Below are 15,058 nucleotides of genomic sequence, written 5' to 3'. Positions count from 1 at the left end.
CACAAAGCTTAGTGCGGCCCCCGGGCGGGGGCCAATCGAGGCTGGCTATGGTGACTATAGCTTGAGCTGGCCGATGGCCTTGCTCAGTTCGCCAGCCAGGGTCGCCAGCTCGCTGCTGGTGGTCGCCGAGCCCACCGTCTGCTGCACGGTTCGTTCGGTGACATCGCGGATGCTCACCACGGCGCGGTTCATTTCCTCAGCCACCTGGCTTTGCTGCTCGGCCGCTACAGCGATCTGCGTATTGCTTTCGCGCATCTGCGCCACGGCGCCGGTAATTTCAGCCAGCGCTTCACCGGCCTCTTGTGCCTGGCGCACGCAGTCGTCAGCCTTGTAAGAGCTTTCCTGCATGAACTCCACGGCATCGCGGGTGCCCGACTGCATAGCCGAAACCATGGTGGTGATCTCGTCAGTGGAGGTTTGCACGCGTTTGGCCAGGTTGCGTACCTCATCGGCCACCACGGCAAAGCCGCGGCCCAAGTCGCCGGCACGTGCGGCTTCGATGGCGGCGTTGAGTGCCAGCAGGTTGGTCTGCTCAGCGATACTGTGAATCACATTGACTACACCGTTGATCTTCTGGCTGTCCTCGGCCAGCTGACGAATCATTTCGGCAGTTTGCTGCACGCCGCTGGAAAGCCCGGCAATCGAGTCCTGTACCCGGCTGACCACCTCTTTGCCGCTGCCGGCCAAGGTGTCGGCGGTTTGTGACAGATCGCGGGTGGCGCCGGCGTGCTGGGCAATGTGGTGCACCGTCGCCGACATTTCGTTGATGGCGGTGGCGGCCTGGTCGGTCTCGCTCTGTTGGCCGAGCATGCCGTGGCGCACGTCGCTCATGCTGGCGGCCAGGCGTGCAGCGCCCGAGTCCAGCTGTGCAGCTGTGTGAGCGACGGTGCTTACCACGCGGTGGTAGGTTGCCTGCATGGCGTTGAAGGCCCCGGCCATCTGGCCGACCTCATCGCCACAGGCCAGCGGTACCCGGGCCGCCAGGTCGCCGGTTTTCTCCACGTGCAGCATCACGTCCTTGAGTGTGTTGAGCTGGCTGAGCAGGAAGCGGATCAGCAGCTGCGACGCGCCAAGCATGGCCAGCATCAGGATTAACACACACACCGCGTAGTTGCTGAAACGATCGAAGAACACCTGGCGCAGGCTAGGCGACTGGGCCAGCACCGCCACTTGCTGGTCGCCATTGCGCAGTACTTGTGCGCCGCGCAGCGGGTTTTCACCGAGGATCCAGGCGCTCGGTAGTTCGACCCAGCCCTGGGCGTTGCGCAGAGCATCGAGGGCCTCACCGGCGAAGCTTGGCGTTTGCCCGGCCGACCAACTGATGACGTTGGCCTGACGCGGCAGTGCTTGCCCGGCTGGCCAGGCAGCCAGCAACTGCGCTTGTGCGACCGCCTGGGCCTGTATCGCCTCGGCGCGCGCGCGTTGCTCCAGGTGCACGGCGTACAGCACTAGCAGCAGCGTGGTCACGAAGGCAACCGCGTTGACGGCCCAGAATTTGTATTTCAAGGAAACATTGCTAAGCCAGGCACCCATGGGCAGGTCTTCTCTGAGTTGAGCGGAAACAATATTGGCAAGGTGCCATCATTGTGCCTGCATCTACTCAGCAAGATGTTGATGCATATCAACAGCCCGCGTCCGCCCCTGGTAGGAGCAGCCTTGTGCTGCGAAGAGGCCAGAAAAGGCGGTACCCATGCTTCGCCTGTACCGGCCTCTTCGCAGCACAAGGCTGCTCCTACCAGGGACGCGTCGAATCAGGGGAGCTGGAAAAAGGCCCGCGCAGTCGCCGTGGTATGCGCCGCCGTCTGCTCGGCCGACTCGCCCCGGTGCAAGGCCACTTCGCGCAACACCTCCGGCAGAAACGCCGGCTCGTTACGGCCGCTTTTCGGCTTGGGCCGCAGGCTGCGTGGCAGCAGGTAGGGCGCGTCGCTTTCCAGCATCAGTCGGCCTTGGGCAATGTTGCCCACCAGCGGGTGCAGGTGGGTGCCGCGCCGTTCATCGCAGATCCAGCCGGTAATGCCGATGTGCAGGTCCATGTCGAGGTAGGCGAACAGCGCCTCGCGCTCACCGGTAAAGCAGTGCACCACTGCGCCGGTCAGGTGGTCGCGGTAGTCTTTGAGGATCGCCAGCAAGCGCTCGCTGGCATCTCGCTCGTGCAGGAACACCGGCAGGCGCAGCTCAGCAGCCAGGGCCAGTTGGGCTTCCAGGGCTTTTTCCTGCAGCGGGCGAGGGGAGAAGTCGCGGTTGAAATCCAGGCCGCATTCGCCCACGGCGCGCACGCGCGGTTCACTCAACAGCAGGCGCAGCTGGCGTTCGGTTCCAGTTTCCCAGGCTTTGGCATCGTGAGGGTGCACGCCGGCCGTGGCGAACAGGTGTGCGCCGCTGGCATCCAACTGCTGGCACAGTTCCAGCGCCTGCTCGCTGACCGCCAGGCTGGTACCTGTCAGCACCATTTGCGTGACCCCAGCCTCAAGTGCGCGTTCGACAATTGCTGCCTGTTGGTCGTGGAAACTGCTGTTGGTCAGGTTGACGCCGATATCGATCAGTTGCATGGTGCTATCTCGTGCCGCGGGGCGGCCAGCATAGCAAAAACCGCGTTTTTCTGAAAAAACCAAGAACTTCATGCTGTTGCCGTGGTCTTTTACCGTCATTTATCACTTGGCGGTGCAACCCATGGATGCCGCCCACCGACCACGGACACGTTTCGCATGCTGCGATGCTGGCTTGTTTTCTTGCTGACGCTAGGGCTGACGCTTACCGGCCCGGCCCAGGCTCGCGCGCCGGGGCCGCAGCAGAACATACCGCCCGCCAAGGTGCGAGACCTGCAGCAAATACGCACCAGCAAAGTGTTGCGGGTGCTGGTCAACCAGAGCCGCAACAGTTCAGGGGAGGTGAAGGGTGAGCCAGTCGGCATTGAGTATTATCGCCTTCGTGCCCTGGAGCACTACCTCAATGCCCGCACCGCAGACGACCAGCAGATCCAGCTAAAGCTTATCCCAAGAGCCAAGGAGCAGTTGCTGGGCGCCTTGGCCCGTGGCGAGGGTGACCTGGCTGCACCGGGCGAGCTGCTCGACCCCGGCACGGTGCGCGGCGTCAGCAGCAGTGCGCCGATACTCGACCAGGTGCCATTGATGCTGGTCGGGCGCAAAGGTGAGCGAAGCTTCAGCAAGGTCGAGCAACTTTCCGGGCGTACCGTGGCTTTGACCAGCGCCAGTGCCGCTGGGCCACTGATCCAGCAGGTCAACCAACAATTGGCATTGCGCAAGCGGCCGCCGATCAAGGTGGAGTGGGTCGACTCGACGCTGGCGGTGGAGGATGTGCTGGAGATGGTGCAGGCTGGCATCTACCACCTGACCGTGGTCGAGCAGCCCATTGCCCGGCGTTGGGCGCGGGTCATGCCGCGCCTGCGCCTGGACAGCCGGGTGCACCTGGGGGCGCCGCAAGCCATGCGCTGGTATGTGGGGCGTGATGCGCCGCAATTGTTGGCCGCGGTCGATCACTTCCTGCAAGGTTACCGCGCGCCAGACAACCAGGATGCTGCGTTCGAACGCATCTACCGCCGCCAGTACCGGGTGCACAACCCGTTGGCCAACAAGGACCGCCAACGCCTGGCTTCAGTGCGGGCAGTGCTGCAGAAGCATGGCCAGGCGCAACAGATCGACTGGCTCAACCTGGCTGCGCTGGCGTTCAAGGAGTCGACGCTCAACCCGGCTGCACGGGGTACCGGCGGTGCCCATGGCCTGATGCAGATCACCCCTTCGGCCGCCCTGCGCGTGGGGGTGAGCAACACTGCGACGGTGGATGGCAATGTCCAGGCCAGTGCCCGTTACCTGGCGCTTATCCGGCGCAAGTTCTTTGCCAGTCCCAAGATCAACGAGCGTGAACGCATGGCCTTTGCGCTGGCGGCCTACAACCTCGGCCCCGAGCGGGTCCAGGCCATGCGTGCCGAGGCCCGGCGACGCGGGCTCAACGGCAACCAGTGGTTTTTCCAGACCGAGCGCATCGCCATGGAGCAAGTGGGCATGGGGCCGGTCAACTTCGTCAACAGTGTCAACAAGTACTATCTGGCGTTCAACCGTGAGCGGGCCGCGCTGGAGCGTGTAGCGAAGCGTTAATAAATCGATTTAATCGATTGTTATGTTGGGTTTTTTGCGATTTTCATATCTGTTTAATTGATTATGATGGCGCCCATCCCAACACAACTTCTTCGCTTCAAGGACGCTTCGACATGAACAACACCACCCTCAACGCCCTGTTCTCCACCCGTGCTGGCGCTGGCCTCAGCGTTATCCGCATCCTGGTCGGCATCATCTTCATGGCGCATGGTGCGCAAAAACTCTTCGGCCTGTTTGGTGGCTATGGCCTGGAAGGTACCGGCCAATGGATGGAAAGCATCGGCCTGGCCCCGGGTTACCTGATGGCCCTGCTGTCCGGTAGTGCCGAGTTCTTCGGCGGCCTGGCCCTGGTGGTCGGCCTGCTGGCGCGTCCGGCGGCGCTGGCGCTGTCCGTGACCCTGGTCGTGGCGATTTTCTCGGTGCACATCGGCAACGGCCTGTTCATGTCCAACAACGGTTATGAGTTTGCTCTGGCGCTGCTGGCAGGCACTGTTGCAGTCATGATCGAAGGCGCTGGCCGCTTCTCGCTCGATCGCCTGATCGCCCGCTGATACGACGCCAACGGCAAGATACGAGCCTCAAGCCGAAAGTGATCGGTTTGAGGCTTGTATCTTGCCGCTTGTAGCTCTAGCATACCGCCTGCGCCGATTTAAACAGCTACTTGCGGGGCGCAGGAAAGCCCCACCTCCGGGTCGTCCGAAATACCGCTAAAGCGCTGGTTCGGTGACGCCTCCCACCGCTGCCCAGCGGGATTCGCGAGGCGGAGAGAAGCTCCATGAGTTGCCCACGTACCAGTGTCTGTTTGAGCCCTTTGCCTGTCAGCCAGGCGTCCCGCACACCGCGCATCCTGCTCGGCGGCCGACATCAGCCCACCCTTTTGCGTCATCTCGAAGGCCTGTCCCGGCGCAAGGGCCAGGCGCGTGCCTTTCTGATCCAGTTCGCCGATAGTGGTTGCTACCTTGCGCAGTATGGCAATGACCGTTTCGACCTGGCCGTGATCCAGGCGCCAGCGCCGGACGAGGCCGCCGAAGTCATCGGCCACCTTACCCGCATCGCGCGCCAGGGCCTGATTACCCGTCGCTGAGGAGCGCGTTGTTGAGCACCAACATCATCACCACCCATGGCCATGAGGCGCTGAAGAAAGAACTGGACCACCTGTGGCGGGTGTATCGCCCGGAAATCACCCAGAAGGTCGCATGGGCGGCGTCGCTGGGTGACCGCAGCGAGAACGCCGACTACCAGTACAACAAGAAGCTTCTGCGCGAAATCGACCGCCGGGTGCGATACCTGCGCAAGCGCCTCGAGGATGTGAAGGTGGTGGCGTATTCGCCGCAGCAGGAGGGCAAGGTGTTTTTCGGCGCCTGGGTCGAGATCGAGAACGACGAGGGTGAGACCATGAAGTTTCGCATTGTCGGCTATGACGAGATCTACGGGCGCAACGATTACATCTCGATCGACTCACCCATGGCCCGCGCCTTGTTGAAGAAGGAGGAGGGCGATGAGGTGGTGGTGCACACGCCTACCGGCGAGGCGACCTGGTATGTGAGCAGTATCACCTACGGGCAATGAGTGGCTGGGGGTTGTGCCGGCCCCTTCGCGTGCGCCGCGAAGAGGCCGAGCCTGCTTATCAAAACACCTGATGGGCGACCGCCGCCAGCGCCTTGGTGGCAAGTTCCCGGGTCAGCTCACCCGCCGGCATATGCCGCCCCAGGCGCAGCGCTTGCCCCGCCCACAAGTTGCTGAAGTCGCTATTACCCTGCGGCTCGGTGATCGCGCGCAATGGCATCAACGCCCCACCCGCCAACGGGAAGCACGGTGCCAGCGCACTCATCGGCCCCAGCTCGCGCATGATTCGGTTGTTGATACCTCGTGCCGGGCGGCCGGTGAACAGGTTGGTCAGCGCCGTGTCACTGGCAGGCGCACTGTCCAGCGCCTGGCGATGCGCTGGCGATACCTTGGCCTCGGGGCAGAACAGGTATGCCGTGCCGATCTGCACCGCCGAGGCACCCAGGGCGAGCGCGGCCACCAACCCACGGTGGTCACTGACACCGCCTGCGGCAATCACCGGCACGCTGACCGCATCGGCCACCTGCGGCACCAGGGCGAAGGTGCCGATCTGGCTGGTGATGTCGTCACTGAGGAACATGCCGCGATGGCCACCGGCTTCATATCCCATGGCGATGATCGCGTCGCAACCGTTGCGTTCCAGCCACACGGCCTCTTCCACGGTAGTGGCACTGGACAGCACCTTGGCACCGCTGGCCTTAACCCGCTGTAGCAAGCCGGCCTGGGGCAGGCCAAAGTGGAAACTCACCACCTCCGGGCGCAATGCTTCGACCAGCTGGCAGCTCTGCTCGTCGAAAGGCGCACGGTTGGATACCGGCGTGGGCGCCGAGAAATCGGCACCCACTTCGCTGTAGTAAGGCTCGAGTGCCTGCTTCCAGCGCGCAGCGCGCTCGGCATCGGGCGCTGGCGGCTGGTGGCAGAAGAAATTCAGGTTCAGCGGCCGCCCTGGGCAGCTGGCGCGAAACGCGGCGATTTCGGCGCGTACCTGTTCGCCGCTTAGCATGGCGCAGGGCAGGGCGCCCAGGCCGCCTGCCAGGCCTACGGCAATGGCCATGGGCGAGCCGGTCGCCCCCGCCATGGGCGCCTGAAGAATGGGCAGCTCGATGCCCAGCAGGTCGAGGATACGGCGGTCGGGCCAGTGGCTCATGCGATTCTCCTTGCTTCGGCGGCGAGCGGCGCGGCGGGGGCTTGCTGCAGCTTTTACAGGGCCTTGCTGACCTGGATGTCGCTGATTTTCTCGGCGTCTTCGCCGTGGATTTTGCGCAGGGCCTCGAGAGCTTGCTCTTGCGAGGCATCCGGCATCAGCGCGAAGTCCCAGCGGCGTTGGCCGTCGAGCTTGTATTTGATGACGTACTTGATGGTCTGAGTCATGGTGGCCTTATCTGAGTTTCGACGACGAACGACGGATGATCTTGATCTTGTGGGTCAGGGTTGGCTTGCGGGTGACCGAGATTGGGCGAGTGGTCACGGTATCGATGGTGATGTTCCAGAAGCCAGTGCTGGGCACGGTGATCTTCGCCGGGAACTTCTCGAAATGGCCGCCGTGGTAGGTATGACGGCCGCCGTTCTTGAAGCTGCGGAAGTTGGCGTCGTTCATTAGGCGGATATTGCAGCGCTGGGAGCATTCGATGACGACGATGTCGTCCTCGTTGAGGTGCTCGCGCTGGTGTACGAATTTCATGTGATGCTCCGCAAGGTTTGGATCTGCAAAGGCAAAAGATACCACGATGTGCCGTTACACTGCCGCGCTGTTCGCCGGGCGTAGATAATTCTGCCAAAGCAGGGAGCAAAACCGCCTGGCTGTGGTCGAAGCGAATTCTTGATGGCAGAGGTGCTGCAAATGAAGTGGATGGTGGCGGCGTTGTCGGTGACGCTGGGTGGCTGCGTGAGCGTTACGGAGCTGGAACAATCGCGTGAAACGCTGGATGTGATCTCTGGCAAGAGCCCGCGCGCCTATGCCGATTGCGTCAAGCAGAAGCTGGCTGATACGCGTGACCCGCTGACCGAAGAGCAGCGGGGCGACGGCCTGCGGCTGATCGTGCCGCAGAAGCTCACCTCGGGTGCTGGCCCGGCGGCGTTGGTGGATATCGACAAGCGTGGCAGCGGTAGCAGCATCAAGCTGCACGAGCGGCTGAACAACTTCCCGCTGCGCCTGGGTGACGTGCGCACTGCCGCCACTCAATGCATCTCTGGAAGTTGATCTGAGGCAACGGATGTTCCTTGCTTTGCTTATATGTTTTAAGCCTAAACATATAACAATAGAAAAGGAGCTTCGTGATGACACCGTTGAGACGCGTGGTGATCGGCGGCCTGCTGATCCTGGCCTGGCCGGTGGCCCATGCCACCGAGGGCCAGAAGGTCTTCACCCAGGGTGGGGCCAACCCCGCCGCCATGGCCTGCCTCGGTTGCCATGGCCCGGACGGCAAGGGCATTGCCGCTGCCGGCTTCCCACGTTTGGCCGGGCTACCGGCTGGTTACCTCAGCAAGCAATTGCATGACTGGCGCAACGGCAGCCGCAAGCAGCCGGTGATGGAGCCGCTGGCCAAGGCCCTGAGCGAAGATGAAATCAAGGCCGTCAGCAGCTACCTGGCCAGCCTGCCGGCAGACCCCGCTGGCGACCTGCGCCGCCAGCAGATTGCCAATGACCCTACCACCCGCATGGCCCTGTATGGCGACTGGAGCCGGCAGATTCCTGGCTGTGTGCAATGTCACGGCCCGGGTGGCGGCGGGGTCGGTGAGCACTTCCCGCCCTTGGCCGGCCAGCCCGCCAGTTACCTGGTGGCACAGCTCAATGCCTGGCGCGACGGCAACCGCAGCAATGACCCCAATCAGCTGATGGTCGGCGTGGCCAAAGCCATGACCGATGACGAGATCAAGGCTGTTGCCGAGTTTTTCGCCCGCCCCGCCAGCCAGGAGGTCACGCCATGAAACCAATGATTTCAGCCTTGTTGCTGCTGGCCTTGGGTAGCGCCCAGGCAGCACCGATCGCCATGGAAGACCAGTCGCAGTTGAAGGTGCCCGGTGCGCAGGCGGCGCCGCAGTTCGCGCCGCCCGCTGAAAGCGAGTTGCCTGACAATGCGTTTGGCAAGATGGTGCGCGAAGGCCATGCCTTGTTCGTCGACACCCGCCGGCTGATGCCCGACGCCGTGGGCAATGGCATGAATTGCAGCAACTGCCACCTCGACCAGGGGCGGCTGGCGCATTCCGCGCCGATGTGGGGCGCTTACCCGATGTACCCGGCTTACCGCAAGAAAAACGACAAGGTCAACACGTATGCCGAGCGTATCCAGGGCTGCTTCCAGTTCAGCATGAACGGCAAGCCACCGGCCGCCGACAGCCCGCAAATGACGGCGCTGGCGGTGTATGCGTACTGGTTGTCGACCAAGGCGCCGACTGGCGTGGAAATCGCCGGGCGCGGATACCCCGAGGTGGAGCAGCCCAAGGGGGGGTATGACTTCAAGCGTGGTCAGCAGGTTTACCGCGAACAGTGCGCCATTTGCCATGGTGATGACGGTGAAGGGCAAAAGGTTGCAGGCGAGTATGTGATGCCGCCTCTGTGGGGCCAGGACTCCTACAACTGGGGCGCCGGCATGCATCGCATCAACACCGCTGCGTCGTTCATCAAGTACAACATGCCGTTGGGTAAACCGGGCAGCCTCAGCGACCAGCAGGCCTGGGACGTGGCGGCGTGGATCAACCGCCATGAACGGCCGCAGGACCCGCGGTTGGTGGAGGGTTCCATCGAGAAAACGCGGGTGAAGTTTCATGCCAACGATGGCGTGAACCTGTATGGGCAGAAGGTAGATGGGGTGCTAATCGGGCAGGGCACGGGTAGTTGATGCAGTGCCTGCGCCGGCTTCTTCGCGGGCTTGTGGGAGCAGGCAAGCCCGCGAACAGGCCGGCGCAGGCACCAAGATTTTGCTGTCATCCGCCTGTCATGTATGACCGTAATATTCACGATCCCCCGGAACTATCTACACTGGGATATCTCTATGATGGCATCGGTCGCGATCGGGGGCATTGTAAGGTGACTGCCGCCTGATTAGACTGCGCCGAATTCCACAGGCCTAGCCTTTTGTAAGGACGTTTATGATCAAGAAATGCTTGTTCCCGGCAGCCGGCTACGGCACTCGCTTCCTGCCTGCTACCAAAGCCATGCCCAAGGAGATGCTGCCGGTGGTCAACAAGCCACTGATCCAGTATGGCGTTGAAGAAGCATTGGATGCTGGTCTGAGCGAAATTTCCATCGTGACCGGTCGCGGCAAGCGCGCCCTGGAAGACCACTTCGACATCAGCTACGAGCTGGAAAACCAGATCAAGGGCACCGACAAGGAAAAATACCTGGTGGGTATCCGTCGTCTGCTCGACGAGTGCTCGTTCGCCTACACCCGCCAGACCGAAATGAAAGGCCTGGGCCACGCCATCCTCACCGGCCGCCCGCTGATCGGCGATGAGCCTTTTGCCGTGGTGCTGGCGGACGACCTGTGCGTCAACCTCGACGGCGAAGGTGTTCTGGCGCAGATGGTCGCTTTGTACAAAAAGTACCGCTGCTCGATCGTCGCCATCCAGGAAGTCGATCCGCAGGAGACCAACAAGTACGGCGTCATCGCCGGTGAAGAGATCAAAGATGGCATCTTCCGTGTCGACGCCATGGTCGAGAAACCGAAGCCAGAAGATGCGCCATCGAACCTGGCGATCATCGGCCGTTACATCCTGACCCCGGACATCTTCGAGAAGATCGAGCAGACCGAGCCGGGCAAAGGTGGCGAAATCCAGATCACCGACGCACTGATGAAGCAAGCGGCGGAAGGTAATGTGATCGCCTACAAATTCAAAGGCCGTCGTTTCGACTGCGGTGGTGCCGAGGGCTACATCGAGGCGACTAACTTCTGCTTCGAGAACTTCTACAAAACGGGCAAGGCTTACTGATCAGCCGCTGCTTGTACCCACGCTGAACACTGGGGCTGCTTTGCAGCCCTTCGCGGGCCAGCCCGCTCCTACAGGTCTTGCGCAAGCCTTCAAGGTGGCGCAGTTCCTGTGGGAGCGGGCTGGCCCGCGAAGGGTCGCAAAGCGGCCCCAGTGCGTTATGCTGGGCGCCTGCCTAGGAGAGTGAATACATGGCCTACGATTTTGATCTGTTCGTGATTGGCGCCGGGTCCGGCGGTGTGCGCGCGGCGCGCTTTGCTGCCGGTTTTGGCGCGAAAGTGGCAGTGGCTGAAAGCCGCTACCTGGGCGGTACCTGCGTCAACGTTGGCTGCGTGCCGAAAAAACTGCTGGTGTATGGCGCGCACGTTGCCGACGAACTGGAGCAGGCCGCAGGGTTCGGCTGGACCCTGGAAGAGGGGCATTTCGACTGGGGCACCCTGATTGCCAACAAGAACCGGGAAATCGAACGCCTCAATGGCATCTACCGCAACCTGCTGGTCAACAGCGGGGTGACCCTGCTGCAGGGCCACGCACGGCTGACCGGCGCCAATGAAGTGGAAGTGGACGGCCAGCGCTACAGCGCCGAGCATATCCTCATCGCCACCGGTGGCTGGCCACAGGTGCCGGACATCCCTGGCAAGGAACTGGCCATCACCTCCAACGAAGCCTTCTACCTCAAGGACCTGCCACGCCGGGTGCTGGTGGTGGGCGGTGGCTACATCGCCGTCGAGTTCGCTGGCATCTTCCAGGGCCTGGGGGCCGACACCACGCTGCTGTACCGTGGTGACCTGTTCTTGCGCGGCTTCGATGGCTCGGTGCGTACCCACCTGAAGGAAGAGCTGGAAAAGCGCGGCCTCGACCTGCAGTTCAATGCCGACATCCAGCGCATCGACAAGCTTGATGATGGCAGCCTCAAGGCCACCCTCAAGGACGGCCGTGAGCTGCTCGCCGACTGCGTGTTCTATGCCACTGGCCGGCGCCCGATGCTGGACAACCTGGGCCTGGAAAACACCGGCGTCGAGCTGGACGCGCGCGGCTACATTCGGGTTGATGAGCAATACCAGACCACCGCGCCGTCGATCCTGGCCATTGGCGACGTAATTGGTCGTGTGCAGTTGACGCCGGTGGCGTTGGCCGAGGGCATGGCGGTTGCACGGCGCTTGTTCAAGCCAGAGCAATACCGCCCGGTGGACTACCAGAACATCCCTACCGCGGTGTTCAGCCAGCCGCCAATCGGTACCGTAGGCTTGACCGAGGAGCAGGCGCTGGAGGCCGGGCACAAGGTGCAGGTGTTCGAAAGCCGATTCCGCGCCATGAAGCTGACCCTGACCGACATTCAGGAAAAAACCCTGATGAAGCTGGTGGTCGACGCCGAGACCGATAAGGTGCTGGGCTGCCACATGGTCGGCCCTGACGCTGGCGAGATCATCCAGGGCCTGGGCATTGCGCTGAAAGCCGGTGCGACCAAGCAGCAGTTCGACGAAACCATTGGCGTGCACCCGACGGCAGCCGAAGAGTTCGTGACCATGCGCACCGCCACCCGCTGATCACGCCTAGCCTGTAGGAGCAGCCTTGTGCTGCGAAGAGGCCGGTATGCCTGACAAACAGCTGCCAGGCATACCGGCCTCTTCGCAGCACAAGGCTGCTCCTACAAGGGTAATGCCGATCCATGTGACGGCGCCCAGGCCCGCAATCCTTTGCTCAGCCCATTCCCTTCTATTAATTAACCCCTGTTATAGCCAAAACCAATCGAAAGCATGAGCTTTGCCAATGAGCCTTCAACGGGATGATTAGTTAGGATTCTATCCATCAACTGATTCCAACCCCATGAAGGAGCGTCTCTCATGCCAATCATCAACAGCCAGGTCAAACCGTTCAACGCCACCGCCTACCACAAAGGCGAGTTCGTTCAAGTCAGCGAAGCCGACCTGAAAGGCAAGTGGTCTGTCGTGTTCTTCTACCCGGCCGACTTCACCTTCGTTTGCCCGACCGAGCTGGGTGACCTCGCCGACAACTACGCCGAGTTCCAGAAGCTGGGCGTGGAAATCTACGGTGTGTCCACCGACACCCACTTCACCCACAAAGCCTGGCACGACACTTCGGACACCATCGGCAAGATCGAATACCCGCTGATCGGTGACCCGACCCACGTCATCTCGCGCAACTTCGACGTGCTGATCGAAGAAGCCGGCCTGGCCGATCGCGGTACCTTCGTGATCAACCCTGAAGGCCAGATCAAGATCGTCGAACTGAACGACGGTGGTGTAGGCCGCGATGCTGCCGAACTGCTGCGCAAGGTGAAGGCTGCCCAGTACGTTGCCGCTCACCCAGGCGAAGTGTGCCCGGCCAAGTGGAAAGAAGGCGAGGCCACCCTGGCGCCGTCGCTGGACCTGGTGGGCAAGATCTAAGACTGTGAGCCAGTCGCGGGCGGTAGTCAGCCGCCAAAGCTGAAGTTGTTACCGCCCCGTCAAACGCCCGGGCGACCTCGCCTGGGCGTTTTTGTATCCGAGTTTTGAAAAAGGAATCGCCCGTATGTTGGACGCCACGCTTAAATCGCAACTGAAAACCTACCTGGAGCGGGTCACCCAGCCGATCGAGATCGTTGCCTCCCTCGACGACGGCGCGAAGTCCCGCGAATTGCACGACCTGCTGGTGGAAATTGCCGGCCTGTCGAACCTTATTACCTTCAGCGCGGACGGTACCGATGCCCGTCGCCCGTCGTTCTCGCTGAACCGCCCGGGTGCCGATATCAGCCTGCGCTTCGCCGGCATCCCCATGGGCCACGAGTTCACCTCCCTGGTGCTGGCGCTGCTGCAAGTTGGCGGCCACCCGTCCAAGGCCAGTGCTGAAGTGATCGAACAGATCCAGGCCCTGGAAGGCGAATTCACCTTCGAAACCTACTTCTCGCTGTCGTGCCAAAACTGCCCGGACGTGGTCCAGGCGCTGAACCTGATGGCCGTGCTCAACCCCAACGTGCGCCATGTGGCCATCGATGGTGCGCTGTTCCAGGATGAAGTGGAATCGCGCAAGATCATGGCGGTGCCGAGTATCTACCTGAACGGTGAAGTGTTTGGCCAGGGCCGCATGGGCCTGGAAGAAATCCTTGCCAAGATCGACACCAACGCCGGTGCCCGCCAGGCTGAAAAGATCAACGCCAAGGACGCTTTCGACGTGCTGGTGGTCGGCGGTGGCCCCGCTGGCGCTGCCGCTGCCATCTACGCTGCGCGTAAAGGCATCCGCACCGGTGTTGCCGCCGAGCGTTTCGGCGGCCAGGTGCTCGACACCCTGGCCATCGAGAACTTCATCTCGGTGCAGGAAACCGAAGGGCCGAAGCTGGCCACGGCGCTGGAAGAGCACGTCAAGCAGTACGACGTCGACATCATGAACCTGCAGCGCGGTGAAGCGCTGATTCCCGCAACCGAGGGCGGCCTGCACGAAGTTCGCCTGGCGGGTGGTGCGTCGCTGAAGGCCAAGACCGTGATCCTGGCGACGGGTGCCCGCTGGCGCGAAATGAACGTGCCGGGCGAGCAGGAGTACCGCGCGCGTGGCGTGGCCTACTGCCCGCACTGTGACGGCCCGCTGTTCAAGGGTAAGCGCGTGGCGGTGATCGGCGGTGGCAACTCGGGCGTGGAAGCAGCCATCGACCTGGCCGGTATCGTCGCCCAAGTGACGCTGATCGAGTTCGACAGCCAACTGCGCGCCGATGCGGTATTGCAACGCAAACTGCACAGCCTGCCGAACGTGAAAGTGATCACCAGCGCGCTGACCACCGAGGTGTTGGGCAATGGCGAGAAAGTGACCGGCCTGCGCTACAAGGACCGCACCACCGATGAACAGCACGAAGTGGCGCTGGAAGGTATCTTCGTGCAGATTGGCTTGCTGCCCAATACCGACTGGCTGAAAGGTACCGTCGAGCTGTCGCCGCGTGGCGAGATCATCGTCGACGCCAAGGGCCAGACCAGCATCCCGGGTGTGTTTGCGGCGGGTGACGTGACGACCGTGCCGTACAAGCAGATCGTCATTGCAGTGGGCGAGGGCGCCAAGGCTTCGCTGGCGGCTTTCGACCACCTGATCCGCACTTCGGCGCCGGCATAAGCCTGTACTGGCCTCTTCGCGGCTAAAGCCGCTCCTACAGGTGTTGCGCAGATTCTGAAATCTGTGCGGTCCTGTAGGAGCGGCTTTAGCCGCGAAGAGGCTAGTACAAGCAAATCGTGGCCTGAGGGTGTCTATGATTAGTGCAGACACCTTCAGGAGCTGTGAACATGACCCTGATCAGCCGCGAACCTTGGTGGCTAGTTCCCCCAAGCCCCGGGCAGAAAGAGCAGGACCTGCACTGGGGCTACCTGGAAATCTACGCCGACGGCCGCACCGTGTTCGTCGATCAGCGCCCCAGTGACCGGGAACTGGCCGAACGCAAGAGCTGCCGCAACTTCCCCGACCCCGAACCGTGACGG

General features: G+C 62.2%; 17 protein-coding genes. 12 read left to right on the top strand and 5 right to left on the bottom strand.

The features are described from left to right. Window positions 1-54 precede the first annotated feature (54 nt). Window positions 55-1,533, bottom strand: coding sequence for a methyl-accepting chemotaxis protein (locus ACNFBR_RS25285; protein WP_416737263.1), 1,479 nt, complete (start codon window positions 1,531-1,533; stop codon window positions 55-57). Window positions 1,534-1,751: 218 nt separating this feature from the next. After that, a complete protein-coding gene (locus tag ACNFBR_RS25280) occupies window positions 1,752-2,549 on the bottom strand; it encodes a TatD family hydrolase (protein ID WP_416737262.1) in 798 nt (265 codons plus the stop codon). A gap of 156 nt (window positions 2,550-2,705) precedes the next feature. Between ACNFBR_RS25280 and ACNFBR_RS25275 the strand changes: the two genes are divergently transcribed. The 4 genes from ACNFBR_RS25275 (at window position 2,706) to greB (ending at window position 5,681) form a co-directional block, all read left to right on the top strand. Then, complete coding sequence (locus ACNFBR_RS25275; protein ID WP_416737261.1) at window positions 2,706-4,112, top strand: transglycosylase SLT domain-containing protein; 1,407 nt, start codon at window positions 2,706-2,708, stop codon at window positions 4,110-4,112. A 113-nt stretch (window positions 4,113-4,225) separates the two neighbouring features. Next, on the top strand, window positions 4,226-4,663 hold the full coding sequence (locus ACNFBR_RS25270) for a DoxX family protein (RefSeq protein WP_416737260.1): 438 nt from the start codon (window positions 4,226-4,228) through the stop codon (window positions 4,661-4,663). Window positions 4,664-4,887: 224 nt separating this feature from the next. Then, a complete protein-coding gene (locus tag ACNFBR_RS25265) occupies window positions 4,888-5,196 on the top strand; it encodes a hypothetical protein (protein ID WP_416737259.1) in 309 nt (102 codons plus the stop codon). An 11-nt stretch (window positions 5,197-5,207) separates the two neighbouring features. After that, window positions 5,208-5,681, top strand: coding sequence for a transcription elongation factor GreB (greB, locus tag ACNFBR_RS25260; RefSeq protein ID WP_416737258.1), 474 nt, complete (start codon window positions 5,208-5,210; stop codon window positions 5,679-5,681). Between the two features lie 58 nt (window positions 5,682-5,739). On the opposite strand, the gene ACNFBR_RS25255 is transcribed toward greB, so the two are convergent. Genes ACNFBR_RS25255 through ACNFBR_RS25245 form a run of 3 tightly spaced genes read right to left on the bottom strand, consistent with a single transcriptional unit; the run spans window position 5,740 to window position 7,359 of the window. Continuing rightward, window positions 5,740-6,825, bottom strand: coding sequence for an NAD(P)H-dependent flavin oxidoreductase (locus ACNFBR_RS25255; protein ID WP_416737257.1), 1,086 nt, complete (start codon window positions 6,823-6,825; stop codon window positions 5,740-5,742). Between the two features lie 53 nt (window positions 6,826-6,878). Next, entirely contained in the window at window positions 6,879-7,049 is a 171-nt protein-coding gene (locus ACNFBR_RS25250; RefSeq protein ID WP_012051910.1) for a hypothetical protein, read from the bottom strand. Between the two features lie 7 nt (window positions 7,050-7,056). Beyond that, window positions 7,057-7,359 carry a DUF1883 domain-containing protein gene (locus ACNFBR_RS25245; RefSeq protein ID WP_003250918.1) on the bottom strand — a complete coding sequence of 101 codons (303 nt, stop codon included), beginning with the start codon at window positions 7,357-7,359 and terminating at the stop codon, window positions 7,057-7,059. Between the two features lie 159 nt (window positions 7,360-7,518). Here ACNFBR_RS25245 and ACNFBR_RS25240 point away from each other — a divergent pair, with 159 nt between their 5' ends. The 8 genes from ACNFBR_RS25240 (at window position 7,519) to ACNFBR_RS25205 (ending at window position 15,055) form a co-directional block, all read left to right on the top strand. Then, window positions 7,519-7,878 (top strand): hypothetical protein, encoded by a 360-nt coding sequence (locus ACNFBR_RS25240; RefSeq protein ID WP_416737256.1) that lies wholly within the window; start codon window positions 7,519-7,521, stop codon window positions 7,876-7,878. 77 nt (window positions 7,879-7,955) lie between these two features. Continuing rightward, window positions 7,956-8,606: a c-type cytochrome gene (locus ACNFBR_RS25235; protein ID WP_416737255.1), complete on the top strand. Its 651-nt coding sequence runs from the start codon at window positions 7,956-7,958 to the stop codon at window positions 8,604-8,606. Then, window positions 8,603-9,517, top strand: a complete 915-nt coding sequence (locus tag ACNFBR_RS25230) for a c-type cytochrome (RefSeq protein WP_416737254.1) — start codon at window positions 8,603-8,605, stop codon at window positions 9,515-9,517. The genes ACNFBR_RS25235 and ACNFBR_RS25230 overlap by 4 nt, the downstream gene beginning before the upstream one ends. Before the next feature lie 250 nt (window positions 9,518-9,767). Next, window positions 9,768-10,607 (top strand): UTP--glucose-1-phosphate uridylyltransferase GalU, encoded by an 840-nt coding sequence (gene galU / locus ACNFBR_RS25225; protein WP_416737253.1) that lies wholly within the window; start codon window positions 9,768-9,770, stop codon window positions 10,605-10,607. A 188-nt stretch (window positions 10,608-10,795) separates the two neighbouring features. Further along, window positions 10,796-12,151, top strand: a complete 1,356-nt coding sequence (gene gorA / locus ACNFBR_RS25220) for a glutathione-disulfide reductase (RefSeq protein WP_416737252.1) — start codon at window positions 10,796-10,798, stop codon at window positions 12,149-12,151. A gap of 297 nt (window positions 12,152-12,448) precedes the next feature. Continuing rightward, window positions 12,449-13,012, top strand: a complete 564-nt coding sequence (ahpC, locus tag ACNFBR_RS25215) for an alkyl hydroperoxide reductase subunit C (RefSeq protein ID WP_003250537.1) — start codon at window positions 12,449-12,451, stop codon at window positions 13,010-13,012. Between the two features lie 124 nt (window positions 13,013-13,136). Next, window positions 13,137-14,699: an alkyl hydroperoxide reductase subunit F gene (gene ahpF / locus ACNFBR_RS25210; protein WP_416737251.1), complete on the top strand. Its 1,563-nt coding sequence runs from the start codon at window positions 13,137-13,139 to the stop codon at window positions 14,697-14,699. A gap of 167 nt (window positions 14,700-14,866) precedes the next feature. Further along, window positions 14,867-15,055 carry a hypothetical protein gene (locus ACNFBR_RS25205; protein ID WP_416737250.1) on the top strand — a complete coding sequence of 63 codons (189 nt, stop codon included), beginning with the start codon at window positions 14,867-14,869 and terminating at the stop codon, window positions 15,053-15,055. Window positions 15,056-15,058 lie beyond the last annotated feature (3 nt).

It is taken from the genome of Pseudomonas sp. NY11955 (genome assembly GCF_048068035.1).
In the GTDB taxonomy this organism is placed as follows: domain Bacteria; phylum Pseudomonadota; class Gammaproteobacteria; order Pseudomonadales; family Pseudomonadaceae; genus Aquipseudomonas.
The sequence above is the reverse complement of the archived record's forward strand: the minus strand, read 5'-3'. Positions and strand labels throughout refer to the sequence as shown.

Coding starts and splice junctions, on each gene's coding strand:
- ACNFBR_RS25205 (WP_416737250.1), top strand. CDS start 14,867: ATGACCCTGATCAGCCGCGAACCTTGGTGGCTAGTTCCCCCAAGCCCC.
- galU (WP_416737253.1), top strand. CDS start 9,768: ATGATCAAGAAATGCTTGTTCCCGGCAGCCGGCTACGGCACTCGCTTC.
- ACNFBR_RS25280 (WP_416737262.1), bottom strand. CDS start 2,549: ATGCAACTGATCGATATCGGCGTCAACCTGACCAACAGCAGTTTCCAC.
- ahpF (WP_416737251.1), top strand. CDS start 13,137: ATGTTGGACGCCACGCTTAAATCGCAACTGAAAACCTACCTGGAGCGG.
- ahpC (WP_003250537.1), top strand. CDS start 12,449: ATGCCAATCATCAACAGCCAGGTCAAACCGTTCAACGCCACCGCCTAC.
- gorA (WP_416737252.1), top strand. CDS start 10,796: ATGGCCTACGATTTTGATCTGTTCGTGATTGGCGCCGGGTCCGGCGGT.
- ACNFBR_RS25270 (WP_416737260.1), top strand. CDS start 4,226: ATGAACAACACCACCCTCAACGCCCTGTTCTCCACCCGTGCTGGCGCT.
- ACNFBR_RS25285 (WP_416737263.1), bottom strand. CDS start 1,533: ATGGGTGCCTGGCTTAGCAATGTTTCCTTGAAATACAAATTCTGGGCC.
- ACNFBR_RS25235 (WP_416737255.1), top strand. CDS start 7,956: ATGACACCGTTGAGACGCGTGGTGATCGGCGGCCTGCTGATCCTGGCC.
- ACNFBR_RS25255 (WP_416737257.1), bottom strand. CDS start 6,825: ATGAGCCACTGGCCCGACCGCCGTATCCTCGACCTGCTGGGCATCGAG.
- ACNFBR_RS25265 (WP_416737259.1), top strand. CDS start 4,888: ATGAGTTGCCCACGTACCAGTGTCTGTTTGAGCCCTTTGCCTGTCAGC.
- ACNFBR_RS25245 (WP_003250918.1), bottom strand. CDS start 7,359: ATGAAATTCGTACACCAGCGCGAGCACCTCAACGAGGACGACATCGTC.
- ACNFBR_RS25240 (WP_416737256.1), top strand. CDS start 7,519: ATGAAGTGGATGGTGGCGGCGTTGTCGGTGACGCTGGGTGGCTGCGTG.
- ACNFBR_RS25250 (WP_012051910.1), bottom strand. CDS start 7,049: ATGACTCAGACCATCAAGTACGTCATCAAATACAAGCTCGACGGCCAA.
- ACNFBR_RS25275 (WP_416737261.1), top strand. CDS start 2,706: ATGCTGCGATGCTGGCTTGTTTTCTTGCTGACGCTAGGGCTGACGCTT.
- ACNFBR_RS25230 (WP_416737254.1), top strand. CDS start 8,603: ATGAAACCAATGATTTCAGCCTTGTTGCTGCTGGCCTTGGGTAGCGCC.